13 protein-coding genes, 1 tRNA gene and 1 rRNA gene are annotated in these 13,948 nt (G+C 35.9%); all 15 read left to right on the plus strand.

What is annotated here, in order from left to right; translation table 11 throughout:
- The first annotated feature begins 2 nt into the window (after positions 1–2).
- On the plus strand, positions 3–1,139 hold the full coding sequence (gene dnaN, locus CYK18_RS09200) for a DNA polymerase III subunit beta (RefSeq protein WP_000581174.1): 1,137 nt from the start codon (positions 3–5) through the stop codon (positions 1,137–1,139).
- 64 nt (positions 1,140–1,203) lie between these two features.
- Positions 1,204–1,398, plus strand: a complete 195-nt coding sequence (locus CYK18_RS09205; protein WP_000285186.1) for a DUF951 domain-containing protein — start codon at positions 1,204–1,206, stop codon at positions 1,396–1,398.
- A gap of 84 nt (positions 1,399–1,482) precedes the next feature.
- A complete protein-coding gene (gene ychF / locus CYK18_RS09210; RefSeq protein WP_001218713.1) occupies positions 1,483–2,598 on the plus strand; it encodes a redox-regulated ATPase YchF in 1,116 nt (371 codons plus the stop codon).
- 73 nt (positions 2,599–2,671) lie between these two features.
- Positions 2,672–3,241: an aminoacyl-tRNA hydrolase gene (gene pth / locus CYK18_RS09215; RefSeq protein WP_101786269.1), complete on the plus strand. Its 570-nt coding sequence runs from the start codon at positions 2,672–2,674 to the stop codon at positions 3,239–3,241.
- Entirely contained in the window at positions 3,242–6,745 is a 3,504-nt protein-coding gene (mfd, locus tag CYK18_RS09220) for a transcription-repair coupling factor (protein WP_101786271.1), read from the plus strand.
- Positions 6,746–6,802: 57 nt separating this feature from the next.
- Positions 6,803–7,069: an RNA-binding S4 domain-containing protein gene (locus tag CYK18_RS09225; RefSeq protein ID WP_001234978.1), complete on the plus strand. Its 267-nt coding sequence runs from the start codon at positions 6,803–6,805 to the stop codon at positions 7,067–7,069.
- Positions 7,062–7,430: a septum formation initiator family protein gene (locus CYK18_RS09230; RefSeq protein ID WP_000041912.1), complete on the plus strand. Its 369-nt coding sequence runs from the start codon at positions 7,062–7,064 to the stop codon at positions 7,428–7,430. The genes CYK18_RS09225 and CYK18_RS09230 overlap by 8 nt, the downstream gene beginning before the upstream one ends.
- 4 nt (positions 7,431–7,434) lie before the next feature.
- On the plus strand, positions 7,435–7,557 hold the full coding sequence (locus tag CYK18_RS11155) for an SP_0009 family protein (protein WP_257960191.1): 123 nt from the start codon (positions 7,435–7,437) through the stop codon (positions 7,555–7,557).
- Entirely contained in the window at positions 7,550–8,818 is a 1,269-nt protein-coding gene (locus CYK18_RS09235) for a serine hydrolase (RefSeq protein WP_101786273.1), read from the plus strand. Before CYK18_RS11155 ends, CYK18_RS09235 begins: the two co-directional genes overlap by 8 nt.
- Positions 8,815–10,092, plus strand: a complete 1,278-nt coding sequence (tilS, locus tag CYK18_RS09240; RefSeq protein ID WP_101786275.1) for a tRNA lysidine(34) synthetase TilS — start codon at positions 8,815–8,817, stop codon at positions 10,090–10,092. The genes CYK18_RS09235 and tilS overlap by 4 nt, the downstream gene beginning before the upstream one ends.
- Before the next feature lie 4 nt (positions 10,093–10,096).
- Complete coding sequence (gene hpt / locus CYK18_RS09245) at positions 10,097–10,639, plus strand: hypoxanthine phosphoribosyltransferase (RefSeq protein ID WP_033682551.1); 543 nt, start codon at positions 10,097–10,099, stop codon at positions 10,637–10,639.
- 15 nt (positions 10,640–10,654) lie between these two features.
- Positions 10,655–12,613 carry an ATP-dependent zinc metalloprotease FtsH gene (ftsH, locus tag CYK18_RS09250; RefSeq protein ID WP_000744566.1) on the plus strand — a complete coding sequence of 653 codons (1,959 nt, stop codon included), beginning with the start codon at positions 10,655–10,657 and terminating at the stop codon, positions 12,611–12,613.
- A 120-nt stretch (positions 12,614–12,733) separates the two neighbouring features.
- On the plus strand, positions 12,734–13,213 hold the full coding sequence (locus CYK18_RS09255; RefSeq protein ID WP_101786276.1) for a sigma-70 family RNA polymerase sigma factor: 480 nt from the start codon (positions 12,734–12,736) through the stop codon (positions 13,211–13,213).
- Positions 13,214–13,314: 101 nt separating this feature from the next.
- Positions 13,315–13,386: transfer RNA gene (locus CYK18_RS09260), tRNA-Glu, on the plus strand.
- Between the two features lie 241 nt (positions 13,387–13,627).
- A 16S ribosomal RNA gene (locus CYK18_RS09270) occupies positions 13,628–13,948 on the plus strand; the annotation flags it as partial.

Below are 13,948 nucleotides of genomic sequence, written 5' to 3' on the forward strand. Positions count from 1 at the left end.
CCATGATTCATTTTTCAATTAATAAAAATTTATTTCTACAAGCCTTAAATACTACTAAGAGAGCTATTAGCTCTAAAAATGCCATTCCTATTTTATCAACCGTAAAAATTGACGTAACCAATGAAGGTGTTACTTTAATTGGTTCAAATGGTCAAATTTCAATTGAAAATTTTATTTCTCAAAAAAATGAAGATGCTGGTTTGTTAATTACTTCTTTAGGTTCGATCCTTCTTGAAGCTTCTTTCTTCATCAATGTTGTATCTAGTCTACCTGATGTGACTCTTGATTTTAAAGAAATTGAACAAAATCAAATTGTTTTAACCAGCGGTAAATCAGAAATTACCCTAAAAGGAAAAGATAGTGAACAATATCCACGAATCCAAGAAATTTCAGCAAGCACTCCTTTGGTTCTTGAAACAAAATTACTCAAGAAAATTATCAATGAAACAGCTTTTGCTGCAAGTACACAAGAAAGTCGTCCAATTTTAACAGGTGTTCATTTTGTATTGAGCCAACACAAAGAGTTAAAAACAGTTGCAACAGACTCTCATCGTCTAAGCCAGAAAAAATTGACTCTTGAAAAAAATAGTGATGATTTTGATGTCGTGATTCCTAGCCGTTCTCTACGCGAATTTTCAGCAGTATTTACAGACGATATTGAAACTGTAGAGATTTTCTTTGCCAACAATCAAATCCTCTTTAGAAGCGAAAATATTAGCTTCTATACTCGTTTGTTAGAAGGTAACTATCCTGATACAGATCGCTTGATTCCGACAGACTTTAACACTACTATTACTTTTGATGTGGTAAACTTACGTCAGTCAATGGAGCGTGCTCGCCTTTTATCAAGTGCGACTCAAAATGGTACTGTGAAGCTTGAAATTAAAGGTGGTATTGTTAGCGCCCATGTTCATTCTCCAGAAGTTGGTAAAGTAAACGAAGAAATCGATACTGATCAGGTGACTGGTGAAGATTTGACTATTAGTTTCAACCCAACTTACTTGATTGATTCTCTTAAGGCTTTAAATAGCGAAAAGGTGACCATTAGCTTTATCTCAGCTGTTCGTCCATTTACTCTTGTGCCAGCAGACACTGATGAAGACTTCATGCAGCTCATTACACCAGTTCGTACAAATTAAGTGAAAGAGGTTGAGCCTGGCTCGCCTCTTTTATGATATAATCGAAAAAGAAAAGGAGAGTAGTATGTATCAAGTTGGAAATTTTGTTGAAATGAAAAAACCACATGCTTGCACCATCAAGTCAACAGGTAAAAAGGCCAATCGTTGGGAAATTACACGTGTAGGAGCAGATATCAAAATTAAATGTAGCAATTGTGACCATGTTGTCATGATGGGGCGCTATGATTTTGATCGAAAAATGAATAAAATTATTGACTGAAACCCCTCAGTTAGAGGGTTAGCAAGTTTTCCCTTTTTGTGTTATAATATTAGGGATTGAAATAAAAACGGAGAATGAGAAAATATGGCTTTAACAGCAGGTATCGTTGGTTTGCCAAACGTTGGTAAATCAACACTATTTAATGCAATTACAAAAGCAGGAGCAGAGGCTGCAAACTATCCATTTGCGACGATTGATCCAAACGTTGGAATGGTTGAGGTTCCAGATGAACGCCTACAAAAATTGACTGAAATGATCACTCCTAAAAAGACAGTTCCAACAACATTTGAATTTACAGATATCGCAGGAATTGTAAAAGGAGCTTCAAAAGGAGAAGGGCTAGGGAATAAATTCTTGGCTAATATCCGTGAAGTAGACGCGATTGTTCACGTAGTTCGTGCTTTTGATGATGAAAATGTGATGCGCGAGCAAGGACGTGAAGACGCCTTTGTAGATCCACTTGCAGATATTGATACTATTAACCTGGAGTTGATTCTTGCTGACTTAGAATCAGTTAATAAGCGTTATGCGCGTGTAGAAAAGATGGCACGTACGCAAAAAGATAAAGAATCAGTAGCTGAGTTTAATGTTCTTCAAAAGATTAAACCAGTCCTAGAAGATGGAAAATCAGCTCGAACTATTGAATTTACAGATGAAGAACAAAAAGTTGTCAAAGGTCTCTTCCTTTTGACGACTAAACCAGTGCTCTATGTTGCCAATGTGGATGAGGATGTTGTTTCAGAACCTGACTCTATCGACTATGTTAAACAAATTCGTGAATTCGCAGCGACAGAAAATGCTGAAGTAGTCGTTATTTCTGCGCGTGCTGAGGAAGAAATTTCTGAGTTAGACGAAGAAGATAAGCAAGAGTTTCTTGAAGCACTTGGTTTGACAGAGTCAGGCGTTGACAAGTTGACTCGTGCAGCTTACCACTTACTTGGATTGGGAACTTACTTCACAGCTGGTGAAAAAGAAGTTCGCGCTTGGACCTTTAAACGTGGTATGAAGGCTCCTCAAGCAGCTGGTATTATCCACTCAGACTTTGAAAAAGGATTTATTCGTGCAGTAACTATGTCATATGAGGATCTAGTGAAATACGGATCTGAAAAGGCTGTAAAAGAAGCTGGACGCTTGCGTGAAGAAGGAAAAGAATATATTGTTCAAGATGGCGATATTATGGAATTCCGCTTTAATGTCTAAAAAAAATTAATGAATAGTGTCAATTAGGTTGGAAAAAAATTCCAACCCTTTTGGCTTTTGAAAGGAAAAATAAATGACCAAATTACTTGTAGGATTAGGAAATCCAGGGGATAAATATTTTGAAACAAAACACAATGTTGGTTTTATGTTGATTGACCAACTAGCGAAGAAACAGAATGTCACTTTTACACATGATAAAATATTTCAAGCTGACCTAGCATCCTTTTTCCTAAATGGAGAAAAAATTTATCTTGTCAAACCAACGACATTTATGAATGAAAGTGGAAAAGCGGTTCATGCTTTATTAACTTATTATGGTTTGAATATTGAAGATTTACTCATCATTTACGATGACCTTGACATGGAAGTTGGAAAGATTCGCTTAAGAGCAAAGGGATCCGCAGGTGGTCATAATGGTATCAAGTCTATTATTCAACATATTGGAACCCAGACATTTAATCGTGTTAAGATTGGAATCGGAAGACCTAAAAATGGAATGTCAGTTGTTAACCATGTTTTGAGTAAGTTTGACAAGGATGATTATATTGGTATTTTACAGTCTATTGACAAAGTTGACGATTCTGTAAACTACTATTTACAAGAGAAAAACTTTGAAAAAACGATGCAGAGGTATAACGGATAAATGGTGGCCTTATTAGATTTATTCTCAGAAAATGATCAGATAAAAAAATGGCATCAAAAACTGACAGATAAGAAAAGACAATTAATGTTAGGATTGTCAACTTCTACAAAAGCTTTAGCAATTGCTAGTAGTTTGAGACAGGAAGATAAGATTGTGTTATTGACGTCAACTTATGGAGGAGCAGAAGGACTTGTTAGTGATCTTATATCTGTCTTGGGTGAGGAACTTATCTATCCATTTTTGGTAGATGACTCCCCTATGGTCGAGTTTTTGATGTCTTCACAAGAAAAAATCATTTCACGGGTTGAAGCCTTGCGTTTTTTGACTGATTCATCTAAGAAAGGGATTTTAGTTTGTAATATCGCAGCAAGTCGATTGATTTTACCGTCTCCCAATATATTTAAAGATAGTATTGTAAAAATAACAGTTGGTGAAGAATATGACCAACACGCACTTATCCATCAGTTAAAAGAGATAGGCTATCGAAAAGTTACACAAGTACAAACTCAGGGAGAGTTTAGTATACGAGGAGATATTTTAGATATTTTTGAAATATCCCAGTTAGAACCTTGCCGAATTGAGTTTTTTGGTGATGAAATTGATGGTATTAGGTTATTTGAAGTCGAAACACAATTATCGAAAGAAAATCAGACAGAACTCACTATCTTTCCAGCTAGTGATATGCTTTTGAGAGAAAAGGATTATCAACGAGGACAGTCAGCTTTAGAAAAACAAATTTCAAAAACGTTATCACCGATTTTGAAATCCTATCTAGAAGAAATTCTTTCAAGTTTTCACCAAAAACAAATACATTCAGATTCACGGAAGTTTTTATCTTTGTGCTATGAAAAGACATGGACTGTCTTTGACTATATTGAAAAAGATACCCCAGTATTCTTTGATGATTATCAGAAATTGATGAATCAGTATGAAGTCTTTGAAAGGGAGTTAGCACAATACTTTACAGAAGAATTACAGAACAGTAAAGCATTTTCTGAGATGCAGTATTTTGCAGATACAGAGCAAATCTATAAAAAGCAGAGTCCGGTTACCTTTTTCTCTAATCTGCAAAAGGGGTTAGGCAATCTCAAGTTTGACCAAATTTATCAATTTAATCAATATCCTATGCAGGAGTTTTTCAATCAATTTTCTTTTCTAAAAGAAGAAATTGAGCGATACAAAAAAATGGATTATACTATTATCCTGCAGTCTAGCAATTCAATGGGAAGTAAAACATTGGAGGATGTTTTAGAGGAATACCAGATTAAATTGGATTCTAGAGATAAGTCAAGTGTTTGTAAAGAATCTGTAAACTTAATTGAGGGTAATCTCAGACATGGTTTTCATTTTGTAGATGAAAAGGTTTTATTGATAACTGAACATGAGATTTTTCAAAAGAAATTGAAACGTCGTTTTCGAAGACAACATGTTTCAAACGCAGAGAGATTAAAAGATTACAATGAACTTGAAAAAGGAGATTACGTTGTTCACCATATCCATGGAATTGGTCAATATCTAGGGATTGAAACAATTGAAATCAAAGGGATTCACCGTGATTATGTCAGTGTTCAATACCAAAACGGGGATCAAATCTCTATCCCAGTGGAACAGATTCATCTACTTTCCAAATACGTTTCAAGTGACGGTAAAGCTCCTAAACTCAATAAATTAAATGACGGTCATTTCAAAAAAGCCAAGCAAAAAGTTAAGAACCAGGTAGAGGATATAGCTGACGATTTAATCAAACTTTATTCTGAGCGCAGCCAGTTGAAGGGTTTTGCTTTCTCAGCTGATGATGAGGATCAACATGCTTTTGATGATGCCTTCCCTTATGTTGAAACGGATGATCAACTTCGTAGTGTTGAGGAAATCAAGAGAGATATGCAGGCTTCTCAACCAATGGATCGACTTTTAGTTGGGGATGTTGGTTTTGGAAAGACTGAAGTTGCTATGCGTGCAGCCTTTAAGGCAGTCAATGATCACAAACAGGTTGTCGTTCTAGTTCCGACGACGGTTTTAGCGCAACAGCACTATACGAATTTTAAGGAACGATTCCAAAATTTTGCAGTTAATATTGATGTGTTGAGTCGCTTTAGAAGTAAAAAAGAGCAGACTGAAACACTTGAAAAATTGAAAAAGGGTCAAGTTGATATTCTGATTGGAACACATCGTGTTTTGTCAAAAGATGTTGTGTTTGCTGATTTGGGCTTAATGATTATTGATGAGGAGCAGCGATTTGGTGTCAAGCATAAGGAAACCTTGAAAGAACTGAAAAAACAAGTAGATGTTCTGACCTTGACAGCAACGCCAATTCCTCGTACCCTTCACATGTCTATGCTGGGAATCAGAGATTTGTCTGTTATTGAAACTCCGCCGACTAATCGTTATCCTGTTCAGACCTATGTTTTGGAAAAGAATGATAGTGTGATTCGTGATGCTGTCTTACGTGAAATGGACCGTGGAGGTCAAGTTTACTATCTTTACAATAAAGTTGACACAATTGATCAGAAGGTTTCAGAATTACAGGAGTTGATTCCAGAGGCTTCAATTGGGTATGTTCATGGGCAAATGAGTGAGATTCAGTTAGAAAATACTCTACTAGATTTCATTGAAGGTCAGTATGATATCTTGGTGACAACTACCATTATTGAGACAGGGGTAGACATTCCAAATGCCAATACTTTATTTATTGAAAATGCGGACCATATGGGCTTGTCAACCTTGTATCAGTTAAGAGGAAGAGTTGGTCGTAGTAATCGTATTGCTTATGCTTATCTCATGTATCGTCCGGAAAAATCAATCAGTGAAGTATCTGAAAAGAGATTAGAAGCAATCAAAGGATTTACAGAATTGGGCTCCGGATTTAAGATTGCAATGCGAGATCTTTCGATTCGCGGAGCAGGAAATCTTTTAGGGAAATCCCAGTCTGGTTTCATTGATTCTGTTGGTTTTGAATTGTATTCGCAATTATTGGAGGAAGCTATTGCTAAACGACATGGTAATGGGAACACAAGAACCAAAGGGAATGCTGAGTTGATTTTACAAATTGATGCCTATCTTCCTGATACCTATATTTCTGATCAACGACATAAGATTGAAATTTACAAGAAAATTCGTCAAATTGACAACCGTGCCAACTATGAAGAGTTACAAGAAGAGTTGATGGACCGCTTTGGAGAGTACCCAGACGTGGTAGCCTATCTTTTAGAGATTGGTTTGGTTAAGTCTTATCTTGACAAGGTCTTTGTTCAACGTGTGGAAAGAAAAGATAATAAGATTACAGTACAATTTGAAAAAGTCACTCAGCGATTGTTTTTGGCTCAAGATTATTTTAAATCTTTATCTGCAACGAATTTAAAAGCAGCCATAACTGAGAATAAGGGATTAATGGAAGTTGTATTTGACATCCGAAACAAGAAGGACTATGAAATTTTAGAAGGTCTGCTCATTTTTGGAGAAAGTTTATTAGAGATAAAAGAGTCTAAGAAAGAAAATTCCATTTGATATTTTTCTTCTATAAAATAGATAAAAATGGTACAATAATAAGTTGAGGTAATAAGGATGAGATTAGACAAATATTTAAAAGTATCGCGAATTATCAAGCGTCGTACAGTCGCAAAAGAAGTAGCAGATAAAGGCAGAATCAAGGTGAATGGAATCTTGGCCAAAAGTTCAACGGATTTGAAAGTTAATGACCAAGTTGAAATTCGTTTTGGAAACAAGTTGCTACTTGTAAAAGTACTAGAGATGAAAGATAGTACAAAAAAAGAAGATGCAGCAGGCATGTATGAAATTATCAGTGAAACACGGGTAGAAGAAAATGTCTAAAAATATTGTACAATTGAATAATTCTTTTATTCAAAATGAATATCAACGTCGTCGCTACCTGATGAAAGAACGACAAAAACGGAATCGTTTTATGGGGTGGGTATTGATTTTGATTATGCTATTATTTATCTTGCCAACTTTTAATTTAGCGCAGAGTTATCAGCAATTACTCCAACGACGTCAGCAATTAGCAGACTTGCAAACTCAGTATCAAACTTTGAGTGATGAAAAGGATAAGGAGACAGCATTTGCTACCAAGTTGAAAGATGAGGATTATGCTGCCAAATATACACGAGCGAAGTACTATTATTCTAAGTCGAGGGAAATAGTTTATACGATTCCTGACTTGCTTCAAAGGTGATAAAATGGAAAATTTACTAGACGTAATTGAGCAATTTTTGAGTTTATCAGATGAAAAGCTGAAAGAGTTGGCTGATAAAAATCAATTATTGCGTTTACAAGGAGAAAAGGAAAGGAAGAATGCGTAAATTCTTAATTATTTTGTTGCTACCAAGTTTTTTGACCATTTCAAAAGTCGTTAGCACAGAAAAAGAAGTAGTCTATACTTCGAAAGAAATTTATTACCTTTCACAATCTGACTTTGGTATTTATTTTAGAGAAAAGCTAAGTTCTCCCATGGTTTATGGAGAGGTTCCTGTTTATGCGAATGAAGATTTAGTAGTGGAATCTGGAAAATTGACTCCCAAAACAAGTTTTCAAATAACTGAGTGGCGCTTAAATAAACAAGGAATTCCGGTATTTAAGTTATCTAACCATCAATTTATAGCTGCAGACAAACGATTTTTATATGACCAGTCAGAGGTAACTCCTACAATAAAAAAAGTATGGTTAGAATCTGACTTTAAACTGTATAATAGCCCTTATGATTTAAAAGAAGTGAAATCATCCTTATCAGCTTATTCGCAAGTATCAATCGACAAGACCATGTTTGTAGAAGGAAGAGAATTTCTACATATTGATCAGGTTGGATGGGTAGCTAAAGAATCAACTTCTGAAGAAGATAATCGGATGAGTAAGGTCCAAGAAATGTTATCGGAAAAATATCAGAAGGATTCATTCTCTATTTATGTTAAGCAACTGACTACTGGAAAAGAAGCTGGTATCAATCAAGATGAAAAGATGTATGCAGCTAGCGTTTTGAAACTCCCTTATCTCTACTATGCGCAAGAAAAAATAAATGAGGGTCTTTATCAGTTAGATACGACTGTAAAATACGTATCTGCAGTCAATGATTTTCCAGGTTCTTATAAACCAGAGGGAAGTGGTAGCCTCCCTAAAAAAGAGGATAATAAAGAGTATTCTCTCAAGGACTTAATCACAAAAGTATCTAAAGAATCTGATAATGTAGCTCATAATATATTGGGTTATTACATTTCAAACCAATCTGATGCCACATTTAAGTCTAAGATGTCTGCTATTATGGGAGATGATTGGGATCCAAAAGAAAAATTGATTTCTTCTAAAATGGCTGGGAAGGTTATGGAAGCCATTTATAATCAAAATGGATTTGTATTGGAATCTTTAACTAAAACAGATTTTGATAATGAGCGAATTGCCAAAGGTGTTTCTGTTAAAGTAGCTCATAAAATTGGAGATGCGGATGAATTTAAGCATGATACAGGTGTTGTTTATGCAGATTCTCCATTTATTCTTTCTATTTTCACAAAGAATTCTGATTATGATACGATTTCTAAGATAGCCAAAGATGTTTATGAGGTTCTAAAATGAGAGAACAAGATTTTTTAAATCATTTTCTTAATAAGGGATATTTCAAAAAATATGCTAAGGTGGTGCTAGCTCTTTCTGGTGGATTAGATTCTATGTTTCTATTTAAGGTATTATCTACGTATCAAAAAGAGTTAGAAATTGAATTGATTCTAGCTCATGTGAATCATAAGCAGAGAGTAGAATCAGATTGGGAAGAACAGGAATTAAGGAAGTTGGCTGCTGAAGCTGGACTTCCTATTTATGTCAGCAATTTTTCAGGAGAATTTTCAGAAGCGCGTGCACGAGATTTTCGTTATGAATTTTTTAAAAAAGTCATGAAAAAGACAGGTGCGACAGCTTTAGTCACTGCTCACCATGCTGATGACCAGGTGGAAACGATTTTGATGCGCTTGATTCGAGGCACTCGTTTGCGCTATCTATCAGGAATTAAGGAGAAGCAAGTTGTCGGAGAGATAGAAATCATTCGTCCCTTCTTGCATTTTCAAAAAAAAGACTTTCCACCAATTTTTCACTTTGAAGATATATCAAATCAGGAAAATCATTATTTGCGCAACCGTATTCGAAACTCTTATTTACCAGAATTGGAAAAAGAAAATCCTCGATTTAGGGATGCAATATTGAGAATCGGTAATGAAATTTTAGATTATGACATAGCCATAGCTGAATTATCAAAGAATATTGATGTAGAAAATGTAGAGCAGCTATTGTCTTACTCTGAATCCACACAAAGAGTTTTACTTCAAACTTATCTGAATCGTTTTACAGATTTGAATCTTACAAAAGCTCAGTTTGATGAAGTTCGACAGATTTTAAAAACTAAAAGCCAGTATCGTCATCCGCTTAAAAATGGTTATGAATTAGTAAAAGAGTATCAACAGTTTCGGATTTGTAAAATCAGTCCTCAGGCTGATGAAAAGGAAGAGGAACTTGTGTTACACTATCAAAATCAGGTTACTTATCAAGGATACACATTTTCCTTCGGACTTCCTTTAGAAGGTGAATCAATTCAACAAATACCTGTTTCACGAGAAACATCAATACTCATTCGTCATCGAAAAACAGGAGATGTTTTGATTCAAAATGGGCATAGAAAAAAACTCAGACGTCTATTTATTGATTTGAAAATCCCTATGGAAAAACGAAAATCTGCTCTGATTATTGAGCAATTTGGTGAAATTGTATCAATTTTGGGAATTGCGACCAGTAATTTGAGTAAAAAAACGAAAAATGATATAATGAACACTGTACTTTATATAGAAAAAATAGATAGGTAAAAAAATGTTAGAAAACGATATTAAAAAAATCCTCGTTTCACACGATGAAATTACAGCAGCTGCTAAAAAATTAGGTGCTCAATTAACTAAGGACTATGCAGGAAAAAATCCAATCTTAGTTGGGATTTTAAAAGGATCTATTCCTTTTATGGCTGAATTGGTTAAGCATATCGACACACATATTGAAATGGACTTCATGATGGTTTCTAGCTACCATGGTGGAACAGCAAGTAGTGGTGTCATCAATATCAAGCAAGATGTGACTCAAGATATCAAAGGAAGACATGTTCTATTTGTAGAGGATATCATTGATACAGGTCAAACTTTGAAGAATTTGCGAGATATGTTTATTGAAAGAGAAGCAGCTTCTGTTAACATTGCAACCTTGTTGGATAAACCAGAGGGGCGTGTTGTAGAAATTGAGGCAGACTATACCTGCTTTACTATTCCAAATGAGTTTGTAGTAGGTTATGGCTTAGACTACAAAGAAAACTATCGTAACCTTCCTTATGTTGGAGTATTGAAAGAAGAAGTGTATTCAAATTAGAAAGAACAATTTTTAATGAAAAAACAAAATAATGGTTTAATTAAAAATCCTTTTCTATGGTTATTACTTATTTTTTTCCTAGTTACAGCCTACCAGTATTTTAGTACAGGTAGTGTTGCAGGGAAAAGTGAGCAAATTAATTATACAGAATTGGTAAAAGAAATTACCGATGACAATGTAAAAGAATTGACTTACCAACCAAATGGCAGTGTTATCGAAGTTTCAGGTGTCTATAAAAATCCTAAAACAAGTAAAGAAGAAACAGGCATTCAGTTCTTTTCTCCTTCTGCTACAACAGTAGAGAAATTTTCAAGCATCATTCTTCCTTCAGATACGACAGTATCTGAATTGCAAAAACTTGCTTCTGATCATAAAGCGGAAGTAACTGTTAAGCATGAAAGTTCAAGTGGTATGTGGATTAATATTCTTGTATCCATTGTGCCATTCGGTATTCTTTTCTTCTTCCTATTCTCTATGATGGGAAATATGGGAGGGAATAATAGCCGTAACCCGATGAGTTTTGGACGTAGTAAGGCTAAAGCTGCAAATAAAGAGGATATTAAAGTAAGATTTTCAGATGTTGCTGGAGCTGAGGAAGAAAAACAAGAACTAGTTGAAGTTGTTGAATTCTTAAAAGATCCAAAACGATTTACAAAACTTGGAGCTCGTATTCCAGCAGGTGTCCTTCTGGAGGGACCTCCGGGAACAGGTAAGACTTTGCTTGCTAAAGCAGTTGCCGGAGAAGCAGGTGTTCCATTCTTTAGTATCTCAGGTTCTGATTTTGTAGAAATGTTTGTCGGAGTTGGAGCTAGTCGTGTTCGTTCTCTTTTTGAAGATGCAAAAAAAGCAGCACCAGCTATCATCTTTATCGATGAAATTGATGCTGTTGGACGTCAACGTGGAGTTGGTCTTGGCGGAGGAAATGATGAACGTGAACAAACCTTGAACCAACTCTTGATTGAGATGGATGGTTTTGAGGGTAATGAAGGAATTATCGTTATTGCTGCGACAAACCGTTCAGATGTACTTGACCCTGCCCTTCTGCGTCCAGGACGTTTTGATAGAAAAGTATTGGTTGGCCGTCCTGATGTTAAGGGGCGCGAAGCAATCTTGAAAGTTCATGCTAAGAATAAGCCTTTAGCAGAAGATGTTGATTTGAAATTAGTGGCTCAACAAACTCCTGGCTTTGTTGGTGCTGATTTAGAGAATGTCTTGAATGAAGCAGCTTTAGTTGCTGCTCGTCGCAATAAATCAATCATCGATGCCTCAGATATTGATGAAGCAGAAGATAGAGTTATTGCTGGACCTTCTAAGAAAGATAAGACAGTTTCACAAAAAGAACGTGAATTGGTTGCCTATCATGAGGCAGGACATACCATTGTTGGTCTAGTCTTGTCGAATGCCCGTGTTGTTCATAAAGTTACTATCGTACCACGCGGACGTGCAGGCGGATACATGATTGCACTTCCTAAAGAAGATCAAATGCTTCTTTCTAAAGAAGATATGAAAGAGCAATTGGCAGGTTTGATGGGTGGTCGTGTTGCTGAAGAGATCATCTTTAATGTACAAACGACGGGAGCTTCAAATGACTTTGAACAAGCTACTCAGATGGCGCGTGCAATGGTTACAGAGTACGGTATGAGTGAAAAACTTGGCCCAGTACAATATGAAGGAAACCATGCTATGTTTGGTGCACAGAGCCCTCAAAAATCAATTTCAGAACAAACAGCTTATGAAATTGATGAAGAGGTTCGTTCATTATTAAATGAAGCAAGAAATAAAGCTGCTGAAATTATTCAATCGAATCGTGAAACTCACAAGTTGATTGCAGAAGCATTATTGAAATACGAAACATTGGATAGTACACAAATTAAATCTCTTTACGAAACAGGAAAGATGCCTGAAACAGTAGAAGAGGAATCACATGCATTATCTTATGATGAAGTGAAGTCAAAAATGAATGACGAAAAATAACCCCGAGAGAGGCAAGTCCTCTCTTTTTGTATGCAGTTGAAGCGGTTTAGAGAACAGAACGGGAAAATAGGACAAAACTGTTTTTGAATCTGTTAGACTGTATCTAGAAAGGGGAACAATATGATTGAAGAATTGTATGAAGAAGTCCGAGGCATTGTGTATAAGTGTAGAAATGAATATCATCTCCATTTATGGGAGCTATCGGATTGGGACCAAGAGGGGATGATCTGCTTACATGAATTGATTAGTAGAGAAGAAGGAATAGTAGAAGATATTCCTCGTTTAAGGAAATACTTCAAAACTAAGTTCCGGAATCGGATTTTAGATTATATCCGTAAACAAGAAAGTCAAAAACGAAGATATGATAAAGAACCATATGAAGAAGTAGGTGAGATTAGTCATCGTATAAGTGAGGGAGGTCTGTGGTTAGATGACTATTATCTCTTTCATGAAACCCTAAGAGATTACAGAAACAAACAAAGTGAAGAGAAACAAGAAGAGTTAGAACGTGTCTTAAGAAACGAACGATTCCGAGGTCGACAAAGAGTATTAAGAGACTTACGTATTGTGTTTAAAGAGTTTAATATTGGGCTGAAATAGTCAAATTTTAAAAAGTCGAAAAAAATTTAAAAAAATTTAAAAAAGTAGTTGACAAAGTTTAAAAAGTGGGTATAATAGTAAGAGTTGAAAATAACAACTCAGGTCCGTTGGTCAAGGGGTTAAGACACCGCCTTTTCACGGCGGTAACACGGGTTCGAATCCCGTACGGACTATGGTATGTTGCAGAAGAAATACTGATTGAAAAAAATAAAAAAAGTTTCAAAAAAGTGTTGACAAGCGAAAGCGACTGTGATATACTAATATAGTTGTCACTTGAGAGAAGCGAGTGACAAAGACCTTTGAAAACTGAACAAGACGAACCAATGTGCAGGGCACTACAACAACTGTTGTAGTACTGAACAATGAAAAAAACAATAAATCTGTCAGTGACAGAAATGAGTGAGAACTCAAACTTTTAATGAGAGTTTGATCCTGGCTCAGGACGAACGCTGGCGGCGTGCCTAATACATGCAAGTAGAACGCTGAAGGAGGAGCTTGCTCTTCTGGATGAGTTGCGAACGGGTGAGTAACGCGTAGGTAACCTGCCTGGTAGCGGGGGATAACTATTGGAAACGATAGCTAATACCGCATAACAGTAGATGTTGCATGACATTTACTTAAAAGGTGCAATTGCATCACTACCAGATGGACCTGCGTTGTATTAGCTAGTTGGTGGGGTAACGGCTCACCAAGGCGACGATACATAGCCGACCTGAGAGGGTGATCGGCCACACT

The organism is Streptococcus mitis (genome assembly GCF_002860865.1).
In the GTDB taxonomy this organism is placed as follows: Bacteria; Bacillota; Bacilli; order Lactobacillales; family Streptococcaceae; genus Streptococcus; species Streptococcus mitis_AT.

What these genes read in the sequence shown, in the direction of transcription:
- dnaN (WP_000581174.1), top strand. Translation starts at nt 3, where the DNA reads ATGATTCATTTTTCAATTAATAAAAATTTATTTCTACAAGCCTTAAAT.
- CYK18_RS09205 (WP_000285186.1), top strand. Translation starts at nt 1,204, where the DNA reads ATGTATCAAGTTGGAAATTTTGTTGAAATGAAAAAACCACATGCTTGC.
- ychF (WP_001218713.1), top strand. Translation starts at nt 1,483, where the DNA reads ATGGCTTTAACAGCAGGTATCGTTGGTTTGCCAAACGTTGGTAAATCA.
- pth (WP_101786269.1), top strand. Translation starts at nt 2,672, where the DNA reads ATGACCAAATTACTTGTAGGATTAGGAAATCCAGGGGATAAATATTTT.
- mfd (WP_101786271.1), top strand. Translation starts at nt 3,242, where the DNA reads ATGGTGGCCTTATTAGATTTATTCTCAGAAAATGATCAGATAAAAAAA.
- CYK18_RS09225 (WP_001234978.1), top strand. Translation starts at nt 6,803, where the DNA reads ATGAGATTAGACAAATATTTAAAAGTATCGCGAATTATCAAGCGTCGT.
- CYK18_RS09230 (WP_000041912.1), top strand. Translation starts at nt 7,062, where the DNA reads ATGTCTAAAAATATTGTACAATTGAATAATTCTTTTATTCAAAATGAA.
- CYK18_RS11155 (WP_257960191.1), top strand. Translation starts at nt 7,435, where the DNA reads ATGGAAAATTTACTAGACGTAATTGAGCAATTTTTGAGTTTATCAGAT.
- CYK18_RS09235 (WP_101786273.1), top strand. Translation starts at nt 7,550, where the DNA reads ATGCGTAAATTCTTAATTATTTTGTTGCTACCAAGTTTTTTGACCATT.
- tilS (WP_101786275.1), top strand. Translation starts at nt 8,815, where the DNA reads ATGAGAGAACAAGATTTTTTAAATCATTTTCTTAATAAGGGATATTTC.
- hpt (WP_033682551.1), top strand. Translation starts at nt 10,097, where the DNA reads ATGTTAGAAAACGATATTAAAAAAATCCTCGTTTCACACGATGAAATT.
- ftsH (WP_000744566.1), top strand. Translation starts at nt 10,655, where the DNA reads ATGAAAAAACAAAATAATGGTTTAATTAAAAATCCTTTTCTATGGTTA.
- CYK18_RS09255 (WP_101786276.1), top strand. Translation starts at nt 12,734, where the DNA reads ATGATTGAAGAATTGTATGAAGAAGTCCGAGGCATTGTGTATAAGTGT.